Genomic DNA, 23,215 nt, shown 5'->3' with positions numbered 1-23,215 from the left:
CGTCATGACCTCTGGAGAACCAGTCGCACTGGGTCTCCCCGAGCTGCCGGCCCGGCCGCTCGCGATGCGCCGCCCCTCGCGGCGCATCCAGGTCGGGTCGGTGGCGGTCGGTGGGGATGCGCCGGTGTCGGTGCAGTCGATGACCACGACCCGTACGTCGGACGTGGGTGCGACGTTGCAGCAGATTGCGGAGTTGACGGCGTCGGGCTGTCAGATCGTGCGGGTGGCGTGTCCGACGCAGGATGATGCGGATGCGTTGGCGACGATTGCCAGGAAGTCGCAGATTCCGGTGATTGCGGATATTCACTTTCAGCCGAAGTATGTGTTCGCGGCGATTGATGCGGGCTGTGCGGCGGTGCGGGTGAATCCGGGGAACATCAAGCAGTTCGACGACAAGGTCAAGGAGATCGCGCGGGCCGCGAGTGATGCGGGGACGCCGATCCGGATCGGTGTGAATGCGGGTTCGCTGGATGCGCGGCTGCTGAAGAAGTACGGGAAGGCGACTCCTGAGGCATTGGTGGAGTCGGCGTTGTGGGAGGCGTCGCTCTTCGAGGAGCATGGTTTCCGGGACATCAAGATCTCGGTGAAGCACAACGATCCGGTGGTGATGGTCAATGCGTACCGTCAGTTGGCGGCTCGGTGTGATTACCCGTTGCACTTGGGGGTGACGGAGGCGGGGCCGGCGTTCCAGGGGACGATCAAGTCGGCCGTGGCGTTCGGTGCGTTGCTGAGTGAGGGGATCGGGGACACGATCCGGGTGTCGTTGTCGGCGCCGCCGGTCGAGGAGGTCAAGGTCGGGCTGCAGATTCTGGAGTCGTTGAATCTGAAGCAGCGGCGGCTGGAGATCGTGTCGTGTCCGTCGTGCGGTCGGGCGCAGGTGGATGTGTACAAGCTGGCGGATCAGGTGTCGGCGGGTCTTGAGGGCATGCAGGTGCCGTTGCGGGTTGCCGTGATGGGCTGTGTCGTCAATGGTCCGGGTGAGGCCCGTGAGGCGGATCTGGGTGTGGCGTCCGGGAACGGCAAGGGGCAGATCTTCGTCAAGGGCGAGGTCATCAAGACGGTTCCCGAGTCGAAGATCGTCGAGACGCTCATCGAGGAAGCCCTGAAGATCGCCGAGGACATGGACGACGCCGGGACACCGTCAGGTGTCCCCGCCGTCACCGTGAGCTGAGACAGGACCGGAGAGGGGGCCCGAGCGTGACCATTCTGGAGACCATCCGGGGACCGCACGACCTGAAGGCGCTGAGCGGACCGGAACTCGACGAACTCGCCGAGGACATCAGGAAGTTCCTGGTCGAGGCGGTGGCCAGGACCGGCGGACATCTGGGGCCCAACCTCGGGGTGGTGGAGCTGTCCATCGCCCTGCACCGGGCCTTCGACTCACCGGTGGACCGCATTCTGTGGGACACCGGGCACCAGAGCTACGTGCACAAACTGCTCACCGGGCGGCAGGACTTCTCCAAGCTGCGCGGCAAGGGCGGCCTGTCCGGCTACCCCTCCCGCGAGGAGTCCGTGCACGACATCATCGAGAACTCGCACGCCTCGACCGTGCTCGGCTGGGCGGACGGACTGGCCAAGGCGAACGAGGTGCTCGGTCGCCCCGACCACGTCGTCGCCGTCATCGGGGACGGGGCGCTCACCGGCGGCATGGCCTGGGAAGCGCTCAACAACATCGCGGCGGCGCGGGACCGGCCGCTCATCATCGTGGTGAACGACAACGAGCGCTCGTACGCCCCGACGATCGGCGGGCTCGCGGACCACCTGGCCACCCTCCGTACCACCGACGGGTACGAGCGTGTCCTGACGTGGGGCAAGGACGTCCTGCAGCGCACCCCGGTCGTCGGACAGCCGCTGTACGGGTCGCTGCACGGCGCGAAGAAGGGGTTCAAGGACACCTTCGCCCCGCAGGGCATGTTCGAGGACCTGGGGCTCAAGTACGTCGGGCCGATAGACGGGCACGACATCGCAGCCGTCGAATCCGCACTGAGCCGCGCGAAACGCTTCCACGGCCCGGTGCTGGTGCACTGCCTCACCGAGAAGGGCCGCGGCTACGCGCCCGCACTGGGCGACGAGGCCGACCGGTTCCACACGGTCGGCGCGATGGACCCGCTGACCTGCGCACCGCTCGCGCCGATGGTGAGTCCGTCGTGGACCTCGGTGTTCGGGGACGAGATCGCCGCGATCGGCGCCGAGCGGCCGGATGTCGTCGCCATCACCGCGGCGATGCTGCACCCCGTCGGGCTGACGAAGTTCGCCGAGGCGTTCCCCGAGCGGGTCTGGGACGTCGGTATCGCCGAGCAGCACGCGACGGTCTCCGCGGCGGGGCTCGCCACCGGGGGGCTGCACCCGGTCGTCGCCGTCTACGCCACCTTCCTCAACCGCGCCTTCGACCAGCTGCTGATGGACGTCGCCCTGCACCGGTGCGGGGTGACGTTCGTCCTCGACCGGGCCGGGGTCACCGGCCCCGACGGCGCCTCGCACAACGGCATGTGGGACATGTCCGTGCTCCAGGTCGTGCCCGGGCTGCGGATCGCCGCCCCGCGTGACGCGGAACGGCTCCGGGAGGAGCTGCGCGAGGCCGTTGCCGTCGACGACGCACCGACCGTGCTGCGTTTCCCCAAGGAATCGGTGGGGGAGTCGGTACCGGCGACAGGCCGCGTCGGTTCCATGGACGTACTGCACCGCGCCGACGACCCCCACGTCCTCATCGTGGCGGTCGGTGTGCTCGCCTCCGTCTGCCTGCAGGCCGCCGACCTGCTCTCGGGCGGCGGCATCCGTTGCACGGTCGTCGACCCGCGCTGGGTGAAGCCGGTCGACGAGCAGCTCGCCCCGCTTGCCGCACGCCACCGGATGGTCGCCGTCGTCGAGGACAACAGCCGGGCGGGAGGCGTCGGTTCGGCGGTCGGGCAGGCGTTGCGCGACGCCGGTGTCGACGTGCCGCTGCGGACCTTCGGTATCCCCGAGCAGTTCCTCGCGCACGGCAAGCGTGCGGAGGTGCTGGCCGACATCGGGCTCACTCCGGTCGAGATCGCCGGCCGGATCAGTGGCGCGCTGGCCGCCAAGGAAGCGGTCCGGGGGATTGAGGAGAGCGGGGAATGAAGGACGACGGGCCCAAGGGCTTCGATCTGGCGCAGCTCCTCGCGGAACGCGGGGCCGAGCGATACGAGCTGCACGCGAAATACCTCAACCACCAGCTCCCGCGGATGCTGCACACCATCGGCTTCGACAGGGTGTACGAGCGGGCCGAGGGCGCCCACTTCTGGGACGCGGACGGCAACGACTACCTCGACATGCTCGCCGGCTTCGGGGTGATGGGTCTGGGCCGCCACCACCCGGTCGTCCGCAAGGCACTCCACGACGTCATGGACGCCTCGCTCGCGGACCTCACCCGCTTCGACTGCCAGCCGCTGCCCGGACTGCTGGCCGAGAAGCTGCTCACGCACAGTCCGCATCTGGATCGGGTCTTCTTCGGCAACAGCGGTACGGAAGCCGTCGAGACCGCGCTGAAGTTCGCCCGGTACGCCACCGGGAAACCCCGCATTCTCTACTGCACCCACGCCTTCCACGGCCTGACCGCCGGCTCGCTCTCGGTCAACGGGGAATCGGGCTTCCGGGACGGCTTCGCACCGCTGCTCCCCGACACCGCCGTCGAGCTCGGCGACCTCGACGCACTGCGGCGCGAACTGAGACGGGGTGATGTGGCGGCGCTCGTCGTCGAGCCGATCCAGGGGAAGGGCGTCCACGAGGCGCCGCCCGGCTACCTGCGCGCCGCACAGGAGCTGCTGCAACGGCACAAGGCGCTGCTCATCGCCGACGAGGTGCAGACCGGTCTCGGCAGGACCGGCGACTTCTACGCGTACCAGCACGAGGAAGGCGTCGAACCCGACCTGGTCTGTGTCGCCAAGGCGCTCTCCGGCGGCTATGTGCCGGTCGGGGCGACCCTCGGGAAGGACTGGATCTTCAGACGCGTCTATTCGTCGATGGACCGGGTTCTGGTCCACTCGGCGAGCTTCGGCTCCAATGCCCAGGCGATGGCGGCGGGGCTCGCGGTCCTGGCCGTGATGGAAGACGAGGCGACCGTCGCGAACGCCCGCCGCACCGGTGATCTGCTGCGCGAGCGCCTCGCCGCGCTCACCGGGCGCTACGAACTGCTGCACGAGATCCGTGGCCGCGGGCTGATGATCGGAATCGAGTTCGGCCGGCCGAGCTCGTTGAAGCTGCGCAGCCGCTGGACCATGCTGCAGGCGGCCCGCAAGGGTCTCTTCGCGCAGATGGTCGTCGTGCCGCTCCTGCAGAAACACCGGATCCTCACCCAGGTCTCCGGCGACCATCTGGAAGTGATCAAGCTGATTCCGCCCCTGGTCATCGGGGAGCCGGAGGTGGACCGGTTCGTGACCGCGTTCACAGCGGTGATGGATGACGCACACAGCGGCGGGGGGCTGATGTGGGACTTCGGAAAAACGCTGGTCAAACAGGCCGTCGCCGGCCGCTGAGCGCGGGTTTGCCTCAGAGGCAAAACATTTGCCTCTGAGGCATGATCCTGGCCCAATGGGTATATGAACTCTCCCGATGGAGGGGTGGCCGACGAGCTGCCCGGGGTCGCGCCACGCCTGCGCGATCTGCGCCGCCGCCGTGGTCTGACCCTGGAGGCCGCCGCCCAGCACGCCGGGCTCTCCCCGGCCCATCTGTCCCGGCTCGAAACGGGCCGGAGGCAGCCGTCGCTGCCCATGCTCCTCGGGCTTGCCAGGATCTACGGTACGACGGTCTCCGAGCTGCTCGGCGAGATCGCCCCCGAACGTGACGCGATCGTCCGCGGTGGGCGGTTTGAGGGGGCCGAGGCCGACGGCTGGATGTACCGGCAGGCCGGCGGGTCCGGCCGGGCCATGCAGGCCCTGCGCGTCCGGGTCCCGTACGGGACCCAGGGCGATCTCGTGCGGGTCCATCCCGGCGAGGAGTGGTTGTACGTCCTTGCCGGGCGGCTGCGGGTGAGCCTCGGCGACACCGTGCACGATCTCGACCCGGGCGACAGTGCTCACTTCGACTCGCTCACCCCGCACCGGATCGCCGCCGTGGACCGAGACGGATCCGAGCTGCTCTTCGTCCACACCCTGTTGCAGAGCCCCGCCGCCGAGCTGTGCCTCGGCAGCGGTATCCACCGTCGCTGAGACCGGCCCGCCCGGTCACCAGAGAGGACTGTCATGTCCGATTCAGAGCACTTCGATCCGCTCACCCCGAGGTCCCGGAAGAACTACGAGGCGCAGGAGCGGAAGTTTCCGCGCGGCGTGGTGATCAGGCTGTTCGCCTATCTCATCGCGGGACACATCTTCGCGGCCTTCCTCTACCTGCTCTTCGCGGTCGCCGGAAAGGGCTGACCTACGCGGTCCGGCTACGCCTCGTCGAGGAGTCGTCCGCGCAGCCGCTCCAGGATCTCCGGAGTCAGCTTCAGGCCCTCGGCGAGATAGCGGTCCGTGCTGCCCCAGGTCTCCTCGATGGTGCTGAAGGCCTGGGCGAGGTACTCGGCGCGGGCGTCGAAGAGTGGGCTGAGCAGCTCCATCACCTCGGGCGACATCCCGGTCGCCGAGGTGTCGGTGCGCCGGACCTTGTACCGGCGGTGCGGATCGTTGGACTTCAGGTAGTCGGCCTCGATGGCCTCGCGCTCGACGCCGACCGCCAGCAGCGAAACCGCGATCGAGAGACCGGCACGGTCCTTGCCGGCCGCGCAGTGCATCAGCGCGGGAACGCTGTCCTCGGCCAGGGCGTGCAGCACCCGGCTGTGCTCGGCGGTACGGTCCCTGATGATCGACTTGTACGAGGCAGTCATCCGCGCGGCTCCCTTGCCGTCGGCAAGGATCGAGCGCAGCTGCTCGATGTCGCCGTCGCGGACCATCTGCCAGAATTCGGCGCCGTCGGCCGGGTCGGAGAGCGGAATGTTCACATTGCGTACGCCCGGCAGGTCCACGTCCAGGCCGTCGAGCCTGTGGTCCGCCGCATTGCGGAAGTCGAAGATCGTGTGCAGCCCGAGGCCGCCGAGGAACGCGGCGTCCTCGTCGGTCGCGTGCGCGAGGTGACCGCTGCGGAAGAGCCGTCCGTACCGCACCCGGCGGCCGTCGGTGGTGGGCAGGCCACCCACATCGCGGAAGTTGCGCACACCTGCCAGCTCGGGTTCCGTCGACGGGACCTGCGGCACCTGCTGCGTCACGGTGTCTCCTGGAGTGTCTGGCGTCGGCGCGGCTCGCCGGCGAGGTCAGTTCCTGCGACGATACGACATTGATTCCTCGGGCAATCATCTCGGCCGTTTCCTGCTGAACTCCCCACGGAATTCCCCTCGCACGGGCGTTGCCCGGCCGTCGGTCGGCGGTCGATGATGTGCGGAACTGTGGGAATGTGGGGATGACATGATCGAGACGGGCGACCGCGGTCGGACCTGGCTGCTGACCGGGGCGAGCGGCAGCTACGCGCTGCACCTCACGGACCGGGACCGACTGCTGCATCTGCACTGGGGGCCACGGATCTCCCTCGCGGCCGCCGAGGCACTCGCCGCCGCGCCCGAGCCGCCCTTCCGGGGTTTCGAGTCGCAGCTGGACGGCCGCGAGGAGTACCCGGTCGAGGGCGGCCCCCGCTTCGTCCGGCCCGCTCTCTCCGTACGCACCCCCGAAGTCCGTGGCACCGAATGGGTGTTCGCCGGGGCCGCCGTGGACGGCGACGAACTCCGTATCGCGTTCGCCGACTCCGTGCAGTGGCTCGCGCTCACCCTGCACTACCGCATGCGGGAGGACTCCGACGTCATCGAGCGCTGGGCCACCGTCACCCACACCGGTCCCGACGGTCCGCCGCTGGAGCTGCTGCGCGCCGACGCGGCGGCCTGGGCGCTGCCCGCCCGCGACAGCTGGCGGCTGAGCCAGCTCCACGGCCGCTGGGCGGCTGAGACACAGCTCGTACGGTCGGAGCTGACGTACGGCGAGAAGGTCCTCTCCAGCAGGCGCGGCCACACCGGACACCAGTTCCTGCCATGGGTCGCGCTCGACGCGGACGGCGCCGCCAACGAAGAGGACGGCGAGGTGTACGGCTGCGCGCTCGGCTGGTCCGGCTCGTGGCGGATCGCGGTGCAGCAGCTCCCCGACGGGCTCGTGCAGATCACCGGAGGCGCCGGATACGACGACTCCGGGCTCCTGCGATTCGCACCGGGGGAGACGTACACCACACCGGTGTTCGCCGGTCTGTGGAGCGCCGAAGGGTTCGGCGGGGCGAGCCGGGCCTGGCACGCCTGGCAACTGGCCCATGTCGTCCCGGACGCCGGGAGCCTGCGGCCGGTGCTCTACAACTCCTGGGAGGCGACCGGCTTCGACATCGCGGAGGACCAGCAGCGCGCCCTCGCCGAGCGCGCCGCCGCGATGGGCGTCGAGCTGTTCGTCGTGGACGACGCGTGGTTCGGGCAGCGCACCAGCGACCGGGCCGGACTCGGCGACTGGACCCCCAACCCCGAGCGATTCCCCGGCGGGCTGAAGCCGCTCGCCGACGAAGTGCACGGACTCGGCATGCAGTTCGGCATTTGGGTCGAGCCGGAGATGGTGAACGCCGACAGTGATCTGTATCGCGCGCACCCCGACTGGGTGCAGCACTTCCCCGGGCGGACCCGGACCGAATTCCGTCATCAGCTGGTGCTCAATCTGGCCCGGACCGATGTGCAGAACCATCTGTGGGAGCAGCTCGACACGCTGCTCTCCAGCGCCCCGATCGACTATGTGAAATGGGACTTCAACCGCTGTTTCACCGATGCGGGCTGGCCGGGCGAGGACTATCCGCAGAAGCTCTGGATCGCGCATGTGCACGCGCTCTACGCGCTGATCGACCGGCTGCGGGCCGCCCATCCCGGTGTCGCCTTCGAGTCCTGCTCGGGCGGCGGCGGCCGGATCGACCTGGGGATCCTCGCCCGTACCGACCAGGTGTGGACCTCCGACAACACCGACCCGCTCGACCGGCTCGCCATCCAGGAGGGCTTCGGGCAGATCCATCCGGCGCGGGTGATGGCCGCCTGGGTCACCGACAGTCCGAATGTCCAGCTCAACAGCAGGACCAGTTCGCTGCGCTTCCGCTTCGTCAGCGCGATGGCCGGGGTGCTCGGGGTCGGCGGGGATCTCACCGAGTGGAGTGACGAGGAGCTGGCCGAGGCGCGGAGCTGGGTGGATCTCTACAAGGAGATCCGTCCCGCGGTGCAGCACGGCGCGCTGTACCGGCTGCGTGCCCCGCGCGGTGGGCTCAGCGCCGTGCAGTACGTGCACGGCGACGAGGCCGTGGTGCTGATGTGGCTGGAGGCGCAGCGGTACGGGGAGCGGCCGCCGGCCCTGCGGCTGCGCGGGCTCGACCCTGCGGCGACCTACACCGACCTGGACACCGGGGCGGTCCACCACGGTGCCGTGCTGCTGCATCAGGGTCTGCACACCGGGCTGCGGGGCGATCTGGACGCGAAGGTGCTGAGGCTCCGACGTGGCGGACGCCCATGACATGTCCGTATCGCGGCATTTAGTGGAACATGGCCTACTTCTGCGGGAGATGATGCCCTACTCGTGAGCGGGATCATATCCGTGACGGTGTGTGGTGGCGCCACGGACGGGTATTCCGGACGTCGCGCGGAAAGCCAAGATCCATAATCCACGGAGGGTGACCGGAATTCCGCGCCGATTTCCCTTCGCGGATTCCATTGAGTAATCGATGGCTTGTTTCCGCCGTCCTCGCTCGCCTACGGTCACCCTCAATCCGGACGGACCGCCTAATCCTGCCGCCGCCCGGAATTCGCACCCACTCACGTGTGGCAGGAGCGGGGGAACCAGGTAAGCCGCCGGCCGGAGAGATCCGGCCGGCTCGGGGTGAAGTCGCGAACTGCGACCGGGCATCTCCAGCCCGAACCCGACAGCTCACCTCGTAGGCGCCGGAGAGGAAATTCTTCATGCCCACATCGGGTAAGCATCGCCGTACCAAGTCCAGCACGATCGCCCGTGGCGTCGCCGCCGTCGGCGCCGGTGGGGCCGTCATCGCCCTTCCGCTGCTCGGCGCCACCGGTGCCCACGCCGCGGAGCAGGCCGCGCCCACCGCGCAGTCGGCAGCCACGCACGTCGCCGTCGAGGCCGCGCCGGTCGTGAAGAAGCAGGTCGAGACCCGGACGTACTCCGTCGTCGCCGGTGACTACCTGTCGAAGATCGCCGCCGAGCAGCAGGTCAAGGGCGGCTGGCAGAAGCTGTACCAGGACAACCGCGAGGTCGTCGGCGAGAACCCGAGCCTGATCTTCCCGGGCATGAAGCTGACGCTCGGCGGCAAGCCGGCCGGCTCCGCCGCGACCGCGGACACGCAGTCCGCCCCCGCTCCGTCGAAGGCTCCGTCGACCTCCTCGGCCGACAAGTCCGCGTCCCAGCCCAAGGCTTCGGAGTCCGCCAAGACGTCCGCCGCGGCCGACCAGGGCACCAACTCCGGCTACGTGCACCCGGTCCCGGGCAACCACACCACCGCCTACCGTGCCTCGGGCGCCAACTGGTCCAGCGGCAGCCACACGGGTATCGACTTCCCGGTCGCCACCGGCACCAGTGTGAAGGCGATCACCTCCGGCACCGTCGTCACCGCCGGCTGGGGTGGCGCGTACGGCAACCAGGTCGTCATCAAGCACGCCGACGGCCACTACTCGCAGTACGGCCACATGTCCTCGCTCTCCGTCTCGGCGGGCCAGACCGTGACCGCGGGTCAGCAGGTCGGTCTCTCCGGCGCGACCGGCAACGCCACCGGCCCGCACCTCCACTTCGAGATCCGCACCGGCCCGGCGTACGGGTCGGACATCGACCCGATCGCCTACCTGGCCTCGCACGGGATCTACGTCTGATCTACGTCTGATCCACGGCTGATCCGGTCGGTTCGGTGAAGGGGCGGTGCGCGGCGGCGCACCGCCCCTTCACTTATTCCCCCTTTACCAAAACCTGACCAGGTGGTCTATCTCACCACCCGTCAACCCCTTATTACGGTCGCGTAAGTCACATTCGGCGGTGCAGGATATGCGCTTGTGGCAGACGATTCGAGAAACATTCAACGTGGCGTCATCAATCGGCATGGCGCCATCGGGTCGTACGCAGCGATTGGCGACAGCTTCACCGAGGGAGTCGGAGACCCCGGCCCGGACGGAACCTTCGTCGGCTGGGCGGACCGTTTCGCGGTATTTCTCGCGGACCAGCTCCCGGACACCGATGCGGCGACGAGCTCCGAGGGCTCCGCGCACGGAAACTTCCGGTACGCCAATCTCGCCGTACGCGGACGCCTCCTCGACCAGATCGTCGAGGAGCAGGTGCCGCGCGCCAAGGAGCTCGCACCCGATCTGGTGAGCTTCTGCGCGGGCGGCAATGACATCATCCGGCCCGGCACCGACCCGGACGACGTGGCCGAGCGCTTCGAGCGCGCGGTCGCCGAGCTGACCGACTCGGTCGGCACCGTCCTGGTGACCACCGGCTTCGACACCCGCGGCGTTCCCGTACTGCGCCGTCTGCGCGGCAAGATCGCCACGTACACCGCCCATGTGCGCTCCATCGCCGACCGCTACGACTGCCCCGTTCTCGACCTGTGGTCGCTGAAGTCCGTGCAGGACCGGCGAGCCTGGGACGACGACCGGCTCCACCTGTCGCCCGAGGGGCACACCCGGGTCGCGCTGCGCGCCGCCCAGGTCCTCGGCCTCGAAGTCCCGGCCGACCCCGACCAGGAGTGGCCCCCGCAGGCACAGCGCGGCACGCTGGAGGTCCGGCGCGACGACATCCACTGGGCGCGCGAGTACCTGGTGCCGTGGATAGGACGGCGGCTGCGTGGCGAGTCCTCCGGCGACCACGTCGAGGCGAAGCGGCCGGACCTCCTGCCGCTTTAGGACCCGTCTTCGGCCTCGTCTGCCGGACGGGCCCGCTCCCTTTCTGATTCCCGGGGGCTTCAGGCCTGTCCGGCGACGGGGGACAGGGGCAGGAACCGGCGTCCCGAGGGCGTCGGTATGCCGGGGCGTCGGGCTGGTACGCGCTCCAGGACGCCGCCCGCGAAGACGTCGTACAGCGGCAGCGTCTCCAGATGCACATAGCCGATGTGGCAGTCGCAGACGGCGAGCGGACAGACCCGCGGACCGAGCGCACTCCGGTAGCTGCCGTCGTACAGGTTGCCCAGCTCGGCCGGGACGAAGTGGCAGCGGCGCACCGTGCCGTCACCGTCCACCGAGATGACGGACTCGCCGGTCCGGCACGGCAGGCCGGCCGAGCGGTGCGGGTGTCGGCTGTACGGGAAGAGGGGGTCGAGGACCGTCCAGCGGTCCGCCTCCTCGTCCGTGTAGCTCTGCCCCTCAGCGGCATTGACCCAGAGATAGACCTCGTCGGGCAGGTCGGTACGGAGCCGTCGCGCCTCGTCGAAATGGTCCTCGAGACCGACGACACCGACGCTGTACCGGACATCCAGAGCGGACAGCTCCCGGCACCTGGCCAGGAAACGGTCGTACGGTGTCTGCCCGGGGTGATACGTGCACCACAGTGCGATCTTGTCGCGGCCGGCTCCACCGGCCTCGGCCAGCCACCGTGTACGACCGCTGAGATTGGTCTGGATCGCGACCCGGCCGATGTGCGGCAGCTGCGCCAGTTCCACCAAGGCGCGGCGGTACCAGGAACGGACCAGCCCCTCGCCCCACGGCGTGAACAGCACCGAGATCCTGTCCCTGGTCTGCGCCGCGGCCCACGCGGTGAACCGCTCCAGCGCGGCGCGGTCGGCACGGAGCTGCTCCGGGCTGTCGCGCCGCTTGGCGAACGGGCAGTACGGGCAGTCGTAGTCGCACGACGCCAGGGGGCCCCGATAGAGGATCGTCAGATCCATGGGAGTACTCACTTCAGTTCGTACGCGGCCATCGCGGCCCGTACAGCGGGGGAGAACAGTTCGGGACCCAGCGCGTCGGAGTGGGCGAGCCCCTCGGGCGAGAGCCGCAGCAGCCCGGACGCCACGGCGGACCCGTCCAGCCAGCCGCGTGCCTCGAACCGGTCCAGCTCACCTGGGAAGTCGTCACCGGGAGCGGCGCCGAACCGCTCGCGGTATTCCGCCAGCTGCAGCCCCTCGGCCTGGAGGACCGACTGCAGAAGGTGGCGCCTGCGCGCCTCGTCGCCGTCTACATACCGCCCCACCTCCGCACGGGAGAAGTCCTCGGTGGCGGTGTAGCCGTCGATGATCGCCCGCACTTCCCGCATCTCCACCGCGTAGTCGAAGGAGTAGTGCAGCCGACTGGTGTACGAGCGTGCGCCGCAACCCAGCCCGATCATGCCGTCCGTCTGGCACGCGTAGTCGTCGGGACCCTGCCGCGGGGCGTCGCCGCGACGGAACATCCGCATCGACACCTGCTCGTAGCCGTGGGCGAGGAGATGGTCCCGGCCCCCCCGGTACAGCCGCAGCCGCTCCTCGTCCCAGGCTGCGTCCGCCGCTGCTTCGGCTTCGGCGCCGACCCGGCCCAGGCCTGTCAGCGGGCGCACGTACAGCGGATAGAGGTACAGCTCCTCCGGCTGCCAGGCGAGGGCCGCGTCCAGGGAGGAACGCCAGCTGTCCTCGGTCTGTCCGTCGATGCCGTAGATCAGGTCGATGTTGAGGACCGGGATGCGTGCGTCGCGGATCCGGCCGAGCGCCGCCTCCACATCGGCGCGGCGCTGGGGGCGGACCGCCGCGCGTGCCTCGGCGTCGACGAAGCTCTGTACGCCGATGCTGATCCGGGTCGTCCCGCGGTCGGCGAGGACGGCCAGCCGGTCGGCTGTTGCGGTCGTTGGCGAGGTCTCGACCGACAGCGGCACGGATTGCAGGTCGGCGCCCACCCGCTTCTCCGCGATGTCGCAGAGCCGCTCCAGCTCGGCTGCCGTCAGGAAGGTGGGGGTGCCGCCGCCGAACGCCGCCGCGGCGAACCGCACCGGCTCGTCGTCACCCAGTGCGTCGCGGACGGCGGTGGCCTGCCGGTCCAGTGCGTCGAGATAGCGGGTCGTCAGCTCGTCGGGGGCGCCGATCCGGGTGAAGAGGTTGCAGAAACCGCAGCGGACCTCGCAGAACGGTATGTGGAGATAGAGCGAGAGCGCGTCCTTGCGCTCTCCGGCCCACAGCTCGCGCAGCGCGGGCCGGCCGGTGAGCGGGCGGTACGCCGTCTTGTGCGGATAGGCGTAGACGTAGCTCTGGTACGGGCGGACGGTGTGCGAACTGGTCATCGTGCGGTGGCTCCCGGTTCCAGGAAGAAGTGTGCGTACGGAACGGTCCAGACGGAATCGTGGCCGAGCCGGTGACCGGTGTAGCCGTCGTCCCCGTACGCCGTGCCGTGGTCGGAGCAGACGATGGCGAAGCAGCGTCGCCGGCTGCTCGCGGCGGCAAGGAGTCGGCCGATGTGTGCGTCGACGTACTCCAGGGCTGCGGCGTGCGTGGCGCGGGAGTCACCCGACTCGCGGGTGGCGCCCGGTTGGTGGAACCAGTTGGGCTGGTGCAGCGCCGACACGTTGACGAAGAGGAACAGCCGTTGTTCGGCGGGGACCCCCGCGACGACCTGCTCGGCCCGTGCCACCTGGGCCTCGAAGGAGGTGGGTGACGCGACGCCGAACTCTGGTTCCCAGTGGCTCTCCTGGAACATGCCCGGCAGCACGGAACCGAGCGGGCCCTGCCGGTTGAAGAAGCCGACGCCTCCGATGCACACCGTGCGGTAGCCGGCCCCGGCGAGAGCGGACACCAGGTCCGGGGTGTCGAAGACGAAGGTCCGGGAAGCGGTGGTCTCACTGCCGGCGAAGCGTGCCGCGAACAGCCGGGGGTGCGGGCCGGGGGCGGCGGGTGTCGGCAGGAATCCCGCGAAGATCGCCTGGTGCGAGGCATAGGTGAAGCTGCCCGGGGCATGCCGCTTCTCCCAGATGCCGCCCGGGAGATGGCGGGACAGATGCGGGATGCGTCCGGCGGCGGCCAGCTCCGCCGCCACGTCGTAGCGCAGGGTGTCGAGGGTGATGAGCAGCAGATCGTGACTGCCCACGATCTTGCTCATGTCCGGATTCCCGGCGTGTTCCGAGGGAGCGGCGTCCGCGTCGCGGATGTCGGCGACGGCCTGTCCGGCGTCAGGGGGTGGCGCTTGCACGGTGGTTCCTTGCTTTGTTCAGTACGGCGACGACCTGCGTCGCGTAGGTGTCCAGGCCCTCGAAGCCGCTGCCGGGCAGCCCGGTCAGGCGTGGCAGCAGGTCGCCGAAGGCGTTGACCTCGCCGACGGCGAACCGCCGCCAGCCGGTCGCGGGCAGCAGATCGACGGCCACACACAGCGTGTCCGGGAAGCAGGCAGCGGCGCGCTCGCACACGGCCAGGGCCTCGGCCCAGCTGCCGCCCGCCGCCTCGACGGCCGCGCGGACCTCGTCGAGGCTTCCGCGCTCGCCGCCGAGGTGAAGATTGGTCATGGGCGAGTGGCTGGTCCGTACGACGGCATGGGTGGCGCGGCCCGCCACCACCAGGACCCGCAGGTCGGCCGAGCGCCCACGCTGTGATGCCTTGGGCAGCCAGCGCTCGATGTGCAGCCCGTCCGGTGCGAGCGCGTCGACGATCGCCGCCACCTCGCGCTCCGTCGTACAGCGGCGCACCCGCAGTGAGTTGAAGAGTCGTCCGGACGTATCGCGCTCCACCGACGTGGTCGCCCGCACCCGGCCGGGACCTGCCGTCTCCACGGCCAGCACCCCCGAGGCGGACGAGCCGTGTGCGAGCTTCACGAAGGCCCGTGGCATCCGGTGCTGAGCCATCCGCTCGCGCACATCTGACCAGTCGCGCACCACGGGCGCCGCAGCGCCGGAGGTCGGCGAAGCCGGTACAGGGACCCCGGCGCCGTCCAGCACGGCATGGCACAGCCGCTTGTCGAACAGCACGGCGACATCGCCGGGGGCGTCGAGCAGGACCGCTCCGGCCGCGTCGGCCGCCCGTGCGACCGTCCGCACCGCTCCGGTGAACCGGGTGTACCAGAGGGCGGTGCCCTCGACCCTCGTCGGATCGTCCACCGACCGCAGCAACCGCTCGACCTCGGCGTCCTCACCGGGCGAGTCCATCCGTACGGTCTCGCCCGGCCGGAAAACGACCTTGCCGCCCAGGACGTCCAGCCAGGGCACCACACGCGCGGCTGGCAGCCCGGCGGCGCGTACGGCGTCCCGGAAGAGTGTGACCCGGCGGTTGCCGGGAACTCCCACGACGGCGAATCGCACCGCCGGGCCGCCCGCCCTACTCGGTGACTGCGACATAGCGCTCGTCGTCTTCATCCGGATCCCAGTACTCCACCTCGTCCGGTTCACCGTTCACCCGGTCGGCACCGAGCAGTCCCCTGAGACGGTCCAGCCATGGGTCACTGATGTAGTGGTGATGCAGATCCAGCGAGGTCAGGTGGGTGAGCGGCTGGCCAGCGAGCAGCGCCTCGGCTCCGAGGTCCCCGAGCGTGCCCATCGCCAGGGAGAGCGACTCCAACTGGGCGACAACCGGGGCGGACGCCACCGCGGCCGCGATCTCGTCCTGGATCTCACTGTTCTGCAGACCCAGATGGCGCAGGTTCGGGAACGCGGCACCGGAGAGCAGCGGCGCAAGGTCCTCGACCGTCGCGTCCCCGCCGTACTCGGCGACGCCGAGCCAGAGTTCGAGGTACTCCAGCGCGGGCAGCTCCGACGCCCCGACCGCCCGCACGACGGCCGACGGAAGCCCGCCGGACTCGAACCGCAGCGAGGTGAGTGCCTCGTGCCGCACCGGCCGCAGATCAAGGGTCTGCTTGCCGGCGATCGGCTCGCCGCAGCCGCGCACCGTCAGCTCCCGCACCTGTCCGAACGCCTCGAGCACCGGGGTGATGTCGGCCATCTCCAGCCATGAGAGCTCGCACTCCTCGCTGACGACATCGGCGAGGAAGAGCGCCCGCAGGGACGGGAACCGGTCCGCGTGGCCCGCCAGCAGGTCGACGACGGGGGCGAACGGCTCGTACTCCTCCTGCCACCACGGACCGATCAGCAGGGCTCGCACCTGGGTGGTGTCGACCGTGTCGAGGAAGTGCTGCCACAGGGTGGCGAATGTCAGGCTGCCCTGCCAGGCGCTCTCCAGCCGCCAGGCGACCGTGTCCGCCGCCGGAAGCGGACCGGCGTGCGGCAGCCCGGGGCCGGGCAGCGTGAGGACCGGCAGGCCGTGGAACGTCTCGGGATGGTCGATGTCAGTCATCGAGCGTCACTCCGAAACCGTGGTGTAGCGACCCTCGGCCCCGCGATCGCCCCATGGTTCCTTGCGTTCGGACACATCGACCTGCACTCCGTGCGGTTCCAGCGCCTCCTTGATCCGGCGCTCCATCGGCGCGGTGAGGAAGTGATGGTGCAGATCGAGCCGTTCGAGGTGGGTCAGCGGCTGGCCTTCGAGCAGCGCGGCCGCGCCCTCGTCGCCGAGCGTCCCGTGCGACAGATCGAGGGTGCGCAACTGGGCGACGACCGGGGCGCCCGCGACGGCCGTCGCGATCTCGTTCTGCACTTCGCTGTTGCGCAGACCGAGGTGGTGCAGGCGGGGGAAGCGCGAGCCGGAGAGCAGCGGGGCCAGGTCCGAGACATCGGCGTCGCCGCCGTACTCGGAGACACCTAGCCAGAGATCGAGCCGCTCCAGCGCGGGCAGCTCGCTGTCCAGAATGCCGCGGATCACTCCGGCAGGCAGCCCGCCCGTCTCGATGGTCAGCGAACGCAGCCGCTCGTGCTTCGACGGGGAGAACTCCAGGCCCGTGCCGCCGCGCACGCCCAGTTCCAGCAGGCCGGGGAACGCCCTCAGCAGCGCGGTGACGTCGGTCTGCTCGATCCAGGAGATCTCGTTCTCCTCGGCCGTCATGTCGCCGACGAAGACGGCTTCCAGCGAGGTCAGCCGGTCGGCGGCGGCGATCACGAGATCGATCGGGTACGACGACGTCTCCTCGTACGACTCGCCCCACTGGCCGATGATCAGGGCCCGCACGCCCGCCGGGTCGACAGCAGCGAGAAATGCCTGGAACGCCTGCTCCCAGGTCATCTCCGACTCGTCGTCGTACGGATCGACCGCGATACGCCAGGCCGCGGCATCGGCGGCCTGCGCCGGCGCCTCGTTCGTCGCGTGCCGGAAGTCGACGGCCGGCAGGCCGAGCAACTCGTGCAGATGATCCACACCGGACATGACCCTGAGCTCCTGAGACTGGGGGACGGCTGATGTCCGCAAGGTTTATCAAGCCCCACTGACAATGCGGCGGGCGGGGGAGGGGTTGTGACCGATTGTCAGACCCTCCCCTTAGCGTTTTCTCCAGGGTCGGCACAGCGGGTGCCACCCTGGAGGGGAGACGTCTGTGTACCGGCAGGGCGATGTACTGATCGTGGCGTTGGACGAGTCCGAGGTGCCCGCGCACCTGGCGGACGCGCCGGGGGAGCCGCGGGACGCCCGCGGGCGACTGGTGCTCGCGCTGGGCGAGGTCACCGGTCATGCGCATGCAGTCCACGGGCCCGGCCGGCTGATGCGCGAGGCGGGCGCCTTCGGCCCGATGCTGCTCCATCTCCCCGACGGCGGGCGGGTGGTGCACGAGGAGCATGCGGCGATACCGCTGTCGAAGGGCTGGTACCGCGTCGTGCGCCAGCGGGAGTACGCACCGGGTGCGGTCCGCATCGTCGCGGACTGAGCCGGCCGGTCCGGGCAGGCGGCGGGCGACGCAGCGGACCGGTACCGGGCGGCACGGCGAACACGCCCGACAGGCGGCGAACAGCAGACATCCAAGAGAGTGAACAGGGGACGGGGACAACCGATGCAGTACGTGGACTCATGGCGGGCCGTGGCAGCGGCGACCGGTGCGGCGGACCGGGGAGCGGCCGAGGACGGGGTCCGCCTCGCCTACCGCAGCGCGGGACTGGCCGAGCCGGAGCAGATTGTCTGGGCCGATTCGCCGAAGGCGGCCGTCGAGGTGGTCGAGAAGCTCGTCGACGCGGGCCGCTCGGTGCGCGACGAGGTGCGGACCTGCCCGTGGGCGGAGGAACGGCGCCGGATGTACGACGAGTTGGGTTCGGCCGGCTGGTCCTCCCTCTGGTCTGCCACGGGCGCCCAGCTCTGGGAGACCACGGCCGCGCTCGCCGAGCGGATACGGACCGGTGTCGTCTCGGCCCTCGCCAAGAGCCCCGAGGACGAGTCGGATGTACGCCTGGTGCTGCTCGACGCGGTCCTCGGCCAGCACGACGCGGCGTGGCTCGCCGCGTTCGACGGCCGCGGGAACCGGCTCGACGGCCTGGCGGAGGTGGCCAGGCACGCGGGCTGGTGGTGGCCGTACGAGCGCACCGTGGTGATCAGCGAACGCCCGGAGACGCTCCACCGTGACGAGGCGGGCCGGCTCGACCGCGGGGACGGCCCTGCCCTCTCGTACCGTGACGGGTTCGCGCTGTACGCCTGGCGCGGCATGCCTGTTCCCGCCGAGTTCCTCGCGGAACTGACGGCCCTGACCCCCGAGCGGATACGCGAGGAGGAGAACGCGGAGCTGCGCCGCGTGATGCTGGAGTTCTACGGCTACGACCGCTACCTCACCGAGTCGGGCGCCGAGCCGGTGCACCGGGACGAGACGGGCATCCTGTGGCGGATCGCGCTGGACGGCGACGAGGACGTGGTGATGGTCGAGGTGGTCAACTCGACCCCGGAACCCGACGGGACCCATCGCACGTACTGGCTGCGGGTACCGCCCTCGACCAGGACCGCGAAGGGCGGCGTCGCCTGGACCTTCGGGCTGGACGGGGACGCGTACACGCCTGTGCGCCAGACCTGATCGGTCGACAGGACGGAAAGGAAGCGAAGGAGGCGGAGTGACCGGCCGGGTCAGGCCGTCAGCGTCGCCCGGTCGATGCCCAGTTCGCGGGCGAGCGCCTCGTCGGTCCACGCCAGCATCGTGGCCCGGGAGAGCGGACCGGCGTACGACGTCATCTGGACGGCCAGACCATCCAGCAGGGCGGTCAGTCGCCAGGCGACGGACATCGGGTCGTCGCAGTGGAACTCACCCGCGGCGGCGCCCTCTTCGATGACCTCCGCCAGCTCCGCCTTCCACTGCTGGTCGAGATCGCCGGCCACATTGCGCAGCGCCGGGTCCCGGAGCGAGGCCGCCCAGCCCTCGATCCACAGTCGCCAGCCCTTGGCCTGCCCGGTCGGTGCGTACCAGCGGACGGCGGCGCGCAACCGCCGTACCGCACTCGTGCGACGGCTCAGGAGCTTGCGCAGATGGGCGAGGTCCGCCTCGGCCGCATGCGCGAAGGCGGCTGCGACCAGCTTCTCCTTCGTCGAGAAGTGGTAAAGCACCAGGGCGTTGCTCACGCCGAGCACGGACGCCACATCGGCGATCCGTACCGCCGCGACACCTCGCACCTCGATCTGTTCGACGGCAGCGCGGAGCAGCTCCTCACGTCGTTCCGCCACGCTCAACCGCACTCTTGCCACGGCGTCACCCTAACCAATGCGCCGGTCCCGGACAGGTCGGGGGCGGGACCGCATACGGCCCCGCCCCCTGCTCACCACCTGTCACCTCAAGGCTCCGGCCCAGGTCAGCACCAGATATCGGCGCAGCCGGAGTTGTAGGCGTCGATCAGGGTCTCCGTCAGCGAGGCACCTGAGGTGTCCGTGACGGTGGTGCGCAGGTCGACCTTGGCGGTGCCCATCGCAGGCACCGTCACCTTCCACCTGCCGTCGGCCGTACGCGCCGCCGCGGCCTGCTTCCAGCCGGTGCCGTCCGTCGCGTACCAGACCTTCAACGAAGCGACGGCAAGCGCCCGCCGACTGCCCTGCGCCGTGAGTCCGACCGTGTAATCGAGCGGCCTCCCCGCGTCGGCCGCGTTCTCGCCGGTCAGCGGCAGCCGGTAGTCGAGGTCCAGCAGCCGGGCCGCGGCAGCCGACTTCTCGTGACCGGAGCGGAACCGCCACTCGCTGGTGATCCGGGTGCCGAGCATCCACGTCACCGGGTCCGGTGACGTACGGGTGGCGTCGACCGTCAGCCGGTACCAGTCGTCCTTGCGCGGCAGATCGAACGTGGCGCGGCCCGGTGCGTCGTTGCGGGCCAGCACCTTCCCGCCGTCGTCCGCCAGGACCGTGCTGCCGGTGTCCGCCCCCGGCGCCGTCTCGGCACGGTGCCCGGCCGCGTCCGAGAACACAGGGAGCGCCACATTCAGCTTGTCGCCGTCCCGGGTGATCTGCGCCGCCCCGGCCTGTTCGCCGAGCGCCGGGTTGAAGGGCGCGGACATCCAGTCGTCCCGGTAGTCACCGGCGAAGACCCGCAGTGTGTCACCGGTACCAGCCGAACCGTTCGGCCATCACCGGCAGCCGTTCGGCGACGAGCGCGTGGGCCGCCGCACGGGGCGTGGAGCCGTCGGCCTCGGCGCGGGCCAGCATCCGGTCGATCAGGGCGCGCATCGAACGACGGGTGTGCCCGAACGCCTCCTCGGCGTCGGCGTCGATGTCGCCGAACAGGGTCCACCACCACCAGGCGTTCGTACCGGAGTTGACGACCACATCGGGCAGCACGGTGATCCCGCGCCCGGCGAGCAGCGCCTCCGCCTCCGGCAGCACCGGCATGTTCGCCGCCTCGATCACCCAACGGGCAGTGATGAGAGCCTGGTTCGTGGCGTCGATGGCGTACGACACCGCTGCCGGGACGAGCACCTCCGCCTCCTGGGCCAGCCAGGCGTCGGCGGGCAGCTCGCGGTCCCCGTCCCGCAGCGCACCGCGGTCCACCGTTCCGTACGCGTCCCTGGCCGCGAGCAGCGCCTCGACGTCGAGGCCCGCCGGGTTGGCGATGGTGCCCTTGATGTCCGCGACGGCGACGACCTTCAGCCCGGCCCGCGCCAGGAACCGCGCCGTCGCCCCGCCCATCGTGCCGAGGCCCTGCACACAGACGCGCGCCTGCGGGTACGCCACGCCGGCCCGGTCCAGCGCGGCGAGCGCCGACTCGGCGACCCCGCAGCCGCCGACCAGTTCGTCGAGCCCGATGCCGTCCACCTCGACGGCGAACGCGTCGGCGAGCCGCTGCCGCGCCGCCGTCTCGTCGTCGAGCAGGGGATAGACGGCCTGGATCGAGGAGATGAGCCCGGCCTCGGCGGCCGCCCGGTCGACGAGGTCCTGCGTCAGCCCGAGGTCCTCACCCGTCGTCCAGATGTTCTCGATGTACGGGCGCACGGCCCGCAGATAGCGCACCAGTACCCCGTACGCCTCCGGGGCGCGCGGGTCGCAGTCGATGCCGCCCTTGGCCCCGCCGAGCGGTATGTAGCGGGCCTGTGCGTCGTCGGCGTCGAAGTGCAGGGCCTCCTTCATCGTCATGCCGCGGGCGAGTCCGGCCACCTCGTCGAGCGTGCAGCCCTCCCGCATCCGCAGCCCGCCGCTGGACACACCGCGCACCAGCCGGTCGACGACCAGATGGCCCTGGCGTCCGGTGACATGGTCCGTCCAGGTCAGCGAGATCAGCGGAGCCGGCGGGGTGGTCGGGGACGGGGTCGTCGTCGGCGTCGTCATCGGGGGGTCTCCTCGGTCACAGTGATCAGGGTGGGCCCAGGGGTGGTCAGGGCCAGGGACAGGGCGCGGGTGAGCGCCTCGGGTGAATCGGCGTGGACACCGTGGCCGCCGTACGCGCGGGCCAGCGCCGGGAGGTCGACGGACGGCAGATCGACCGCCGTGGGGGTGTCGCCGCGCGCCGCCATTTCGTCGCGGATCTCGCCGTATCCGCCGTTGTCGAACACCACGACGGGCAGCGGCAATCGCAGCTGGGCGGCGGTGGCGAGCTCCTGCACGGAGAACTGCAGCCCGCCGTCGCCGCTCAGTGCCACCACCTGACGGGCGGGATACGCGGTCTTCGCGCCGATCGCGGCGGGCAGGGCGTAGCCGAGCGTGCCGAAGCCGGTCGGATGGAGATAGCGCCCCGCCGGGCCCACCGGCAGATGCGGGATCGCGCCGTAGTAACAGCACTGCGCACTGTCCGAGGTCAGGATCGCGTCCGCGTCCAGCACGGTTCGTACGGCCTGCAGATACGGCAGCCGGTGGGCATCGCGCTCAGCGGTCTCCGCGTCCCGCCCGGCGCGCAGCGCCCGTACGGCACCCGTCCGGTCCGGAGCCCCGGAAGCCGGTGCGCCGTGGGGCTCGGCGAGTTCCTGCCGCAGGGCTTCCAGAGTGGTGCGGGCGTCGCCGACGAGCGGCAGTTGCGCGGGCAGTCCCGCGTACATCTGATCCGGGTCGACATCCACCCGGATCAGGGTGGCGCGCAGCGCGGGCGGCGCGGACCAGAGATCGGACTCGGCCAGTTCCGTGCCCACGGCCAGCACCGCATCGCACCCGGCCAGCCACTGCTGTACGGACGGGCTGTGCAGTGACACCCCGAGCGACAGAGGGTGCGTCTCGTCGACGATCCCCTTGCCGTTGGCAGTGGTGACCACCGGCGCACCCAGCTCCTCGGCCAGCGTCAGGCACTGCGCCGCGGCGTTCCTGGCGCCGCCGCCGAGGACCAGTGCGGGCTGCCGGGCCGACCGCAGCACCCGCGCCGCGTCCCGCAGTGCGGGCCGGGACGGGCAGATCGCGGTCACCGGCGGGGCGAGCCGCACCGGACCCGCCGGTTCCGGTTTCTCCAGCAGATCGAGCGGCACCTCGATGTGGGCCGGGCGCGGGCGTCCGGTGCGGAACAGCGTGAAGGCGCGCGCCACCGCGGAGAAGATCTCCTCGACCGTCGACACCCGGTGGCTGAATGCCGAGACCCCCCGCAGCGCCTCGGTCTGGCTGCGCATCTCGTGCAGCAGACCGGTCGACTGGCGTGGGTGGCGCAGTGGCATGCCGGGCGAGACGACCAGCATCGGCACGCTGTCCGAGTACGCCTGCCCCACCGCCGCCGCGATGTTCAGCAGCGCCGGACCGGTGGTGGTGATCGCCACCCCGGGGCGCCCGGTGACCCGCGCGTACGCATCGGCGGCGTACCCCGCACCCTGCTCGTGGCGCGGAGTGACATGCGCGATTCCGTACGGGTCCAGATGCCGGTAGATCTCCAGGTTGTGGGTTCCCGGAATCCCGAACGCCTGCGTCACACCGTGCTTCGCCAGTGCGCGAACCACGGCTTCGCCGCCGGTCAGCGAGGTCGGCCTCGGCTGCTCGGACACACTGCCTCCCTCCACCAACAGGTCGATTTACTGAATCGCCAGTCAGTATTGGGAGGCGGGGGTGCCCCTGTCAA

General features: G+C 70.4%; 21 protein-coding genes and 1 riboswitch. Of the genes, 10 read left to right on the top strand and 11 right to left on the bottom strand.

The features are described from left to right. The first annotated feature begins 4 nt into the window (after nt 1-4). From ispG to OG395_RS13085, 5 genes are all read left to right on the top strand, one after another. Nucleotides 5-1,171, top strand: coding sequence for a flavodoxin-dependent (E)-4-hydroxy-3-methylbut-2-enyl-diphosphate synthase (ispG, locus tag OG395_RS13105; protein WP_327243067.1), 1,167 nt, complete (start codon nt 5-7; stop codon nt 1,169-1,171). Between the two features lie 26 nt (nt 1,172-1,197). Next, entirely contained in the window at nt 1,198-3,099 is a 1,902-nt protein-coding gene (dxs, locus tag OG395_RS13100; RefSeq protein ID WP_327243066.1) for a 1-deoxy-D-xylulose-5-phosphate synthase, read from the top strand. Next, a complete protein-coding gene (locus tag OG395_RS13095) occupies nt 3,096-4,493 on the top strand; it encodes an aspartate aminotransferase family protein (protein WP_327243065.1) in 1,398 nt (465 codons plus the stop codon). Before dxs ends, OG395_RS13095 begins: the two co-directional genes overlap by 4 nt. A 63-nt stretch (nt 4,494-4,556) precedes the next feature. Then, nucleotides 4,557-5,165 (top strand): XRE family transcriptional regulator, encoded by a 609-nt coding sequence (locus OG395_RS13090; RefSeq protein WP_327243064.1) that lies wholly within the window; start codon nt 4,557-4,559, stop codon nt 5,163-5,165. A 33-nt stretch (nt 5,166-5,198) separates the two neighbouring features. Next, nucleotides 5,199-5,372: a DUF6126 family protein gene (locus OG395_RS13085; protein WP_266978982.1), complete on the top strand. Its 174-nt coding sequence runs from the start codon at nt 5,199-5,201 to the stop codon at nt 5,370-5,372. A gap of 14 nt (nt 5,373-5,386) precedes the next feature. Here OG395_RS13085 and OG395_RS13080 read toward each other — a convergent pair whose 3' ends face one another. Beyond that, nucleotides 5,387-6,199, bottom strand: coding sequence for a tyrosine-protein phosphatase (locus OG395_RS13080; RefSeq protein ID WP_327243063.1), 813 nt, complete (start codon nt 6,197-6,199; stop codon nt 5,387-5,389). Nucleotides 6,200-6,395: 196 nt separating this feature from the next. On the opposite strand from OG395_RS13080, the gene OG395_RS13075 reads away from it, so the two are divergent. From OG395_RS13075 to OG395_RS13065, 3 genes are all read left to right on the top strand, one after another. Beyond that, nucleotides 6,396-8,501: an alpha-galactosidase gene (locus OG395_RS13075; RefSeq protein ID WP_327243062.1), complete on the top strand. Its 2,106-nt coding sequence runs from the start codon at nt 6,396-6,398 to the stop codon at nt 8,499-8,501. 282 nt (nt 8,502-8,783) lie between these two features. Next, nucleotides 8,784-8,941, top strand: a riboswitch (cyclic di-AMP (ydaO/yuaA leader). Nucleotides 8,942-8,944: 3 nt separating this feature from the next. Then, a complete protein-coding gene (locus OG395_RS13070) occupies nt 8,945-9,865 on the top strand; it encodes a M23 family metallopeptidase (protein WP_327243061.1) in 921 nt (306 codons plus the stop codon). 177 nt (nt 9,866-10,042) lie between these two features. Next, a complete protein-coding gene (locus OG395_RS13065) occupies nt 10,043-10,888 on the top strand; it encodes an SGNH/GDSL hydrolase family protein (RefSeq protein ID WP_327243060.1) in 846 nt (281 codons plus the stop codon). A gap of 59 nt (nt 10,889-10,947) precedes the next feature. On the opposite strand, the gene OG395_RS13060 is transcribed toward OG395_RS13065, so the two are convergent. The 6 genes from OG395_RS13060 to OG395_RS13035 all read right to left on the bottom strand — a co-directional run bounded on the left by OG395_RS13060 (nt 10,948) and on the right by OG395_RS13035 (nt 17,175). Beyond that, nucleotides 10,948-11,865, bottom strand: coding sequence for an STM4011 family radical SAM protein (locus OG395_RS13060; protein ID WP_327243059.1), 918 nt, complete (start codon nt 11,863-11,865; stop codon nt 10,948-10,950). Nucleotides 11,866-11,873: 8 nt separating this feature from the next. After that, on the bottom strand, nt 11,874-13,223 hold the full coding sequence (locus tag OG395_RS13055) for an STM4012 family radical SAM protein (RefSeq protein WP_327243058.1): 1,350 nt from the start codon (nt 13,221-13,223) through the stop codon (nt 11,874-11,876). After that, nucleotides 13,220-14,035: an STM4013/SEN3800 family hydrolase gene (locus OG395_RS13050; RefSeq protein WP_327249324.1), complete on the bottom strand. Its 816-nt coding sequence runs from the start codon at nt 14,033-14,035 to the stop codon at nt 13,220-13,222. Before OG395_RS13050 ends, OG395_RS13055 begins: the two co-directional genes overlap by 4 nt. A gap of 70 nt (nt 14,036-14,105) precedes the next feature. Then, nucleotides 14,106-15,260, bottom strand: coding sequence for an STM4014 family protein (locus tag OG395_RS13045; protein ID WP_327243057.1), 1,155 nt, complete (start codon nt 15,258-15,260; stop codon nt 14,106-14,108). Then, entirely contained in the window at nt 15,241-16,212 is a 972-nt protein-coding gene (locus OG395_RS13040; protein WP_327243056.1) for an STM4015 family protein, read from the bottom strand. Before OG395_RS13040 ends, OG395_RS13045 begins: the two co-directional genes overlap by 20 nt. 6 nt (nt 16,213-16,218) lie before the next feature. Further along, nucleotides 16,219-17,175 carry an STM4015 family protein gene (locus OG395_RS13035; protein ID WP_327243055.1) on the bottom strand — a complete coding sequence of 319 codons (957 nt, stop codon included), beginning with the start codon at nt 17,173-17,175 and terminating at the stop codon, nt 16,219-16,221. Nucleotides 17,176-17,341: 166 nt separating this feature from the next. On the opposite strand from OG395_RS13035, the gene OG395_RS13030 reads away from it, so the two are divergent. Both OG395_RS13030 and OG395_RS13025 read left to right on the top strand, forming a co-directional pair. Next, nucleotides 17,342-17,668, top strand: a complete 327-nt coding sequence (locus tag OG395_RS13030) for a hypothetical protein (protein ID WP_327243054.1) — start codon at nt 17,342-17,344, stop codon at nt 17,666-17,668. A gap of 123 nt (nt 17,669-17,791) precedes the next feature. After that, a complete protein-coding gene (locus OG395_RS13025; protein WP_327243053.1) occupies nt 17,792-18,793 on the top strand; it encodes a DUF6745 domain-containing protein in 1,002 nt (333 codons plus the stop codon). Between the two features lie 50 nt (nt 18,794-18,843). On the opposite strand, the gene OG395_RS13020 is transcribed toward OG395_RS13025, so the two are convergent. The 4 genes from OG395_RS13020 to OG395_RS13005 form a co-directional block, all read right to left on the bottom strand. After that, entirely contained in the window at nt 18,844-19,434 is a 591-nt protein-coding gene (locus OG395_RS13020) for a TetR/AcrR family transcriptional regulator (protein WP_327243052.1), read from the bottom strand. A 125-nt stretch (nt 19,435-19,559) separates the two neighbouring features. Then, a complete protein-coding gene (locus OG395_RS13015; RefSeq protein ID WP_327243051.1) occupies nt 19,560-20,252 on the bottom strand; it encodes a hypothetical protein in 693 nt (230 codons plus the stop codon). 40 nt (nt 20,253-20,292) lie between these two features. Further along, the gene (locus OG395_RS13010; protein WP_327243050.1) at nt 20,293-21,516 is read right to left on the bottom strand and encodes a Glu/Leu/Phe/Val dehydrogenase dimerization domain-containing protein; all 1,224 of its coding nucleotides are present in this window, start codon (nt 21,514-21,516) and stop codon (nt 20,293-20,295) included. Next, nucleotides 21,513-23,141 carry a thiamine pyrophosphate-binding protein gene (locus OG395_RS13005; RefSeq protein WP_327243049.1) on the bottom strand — a complete coding sequence of 543 codons (1,629 nt, stop codon included), beginning with the start codon at nt 23,139-23,141 and terminating at the stop codon, nt 21,513-21,515. The genes OG395_RS13010 and OG395_RS13005 overlap by 4 nt, the downstream gene beginning before the upstream one ends. Nucleotides 23,142-23,215: the final 74 nt, after the last annotated feature.

Origin of the sequence: Streptomyces sp. NBC_01320 (genome assembly GCF_035974375.1) — a bacterium.
Taxonomy (GTDB): Bacteria; Actinomycetota; Actinomycetes; order Streptomycetales; family Streptomycetaceae; genus Streptomyces; species Streptomyces yanii.
Note: the sequence above shows the minus strand (reverse complement) of the source record. Positions and strands in the feature narration are given on the sequence as shown.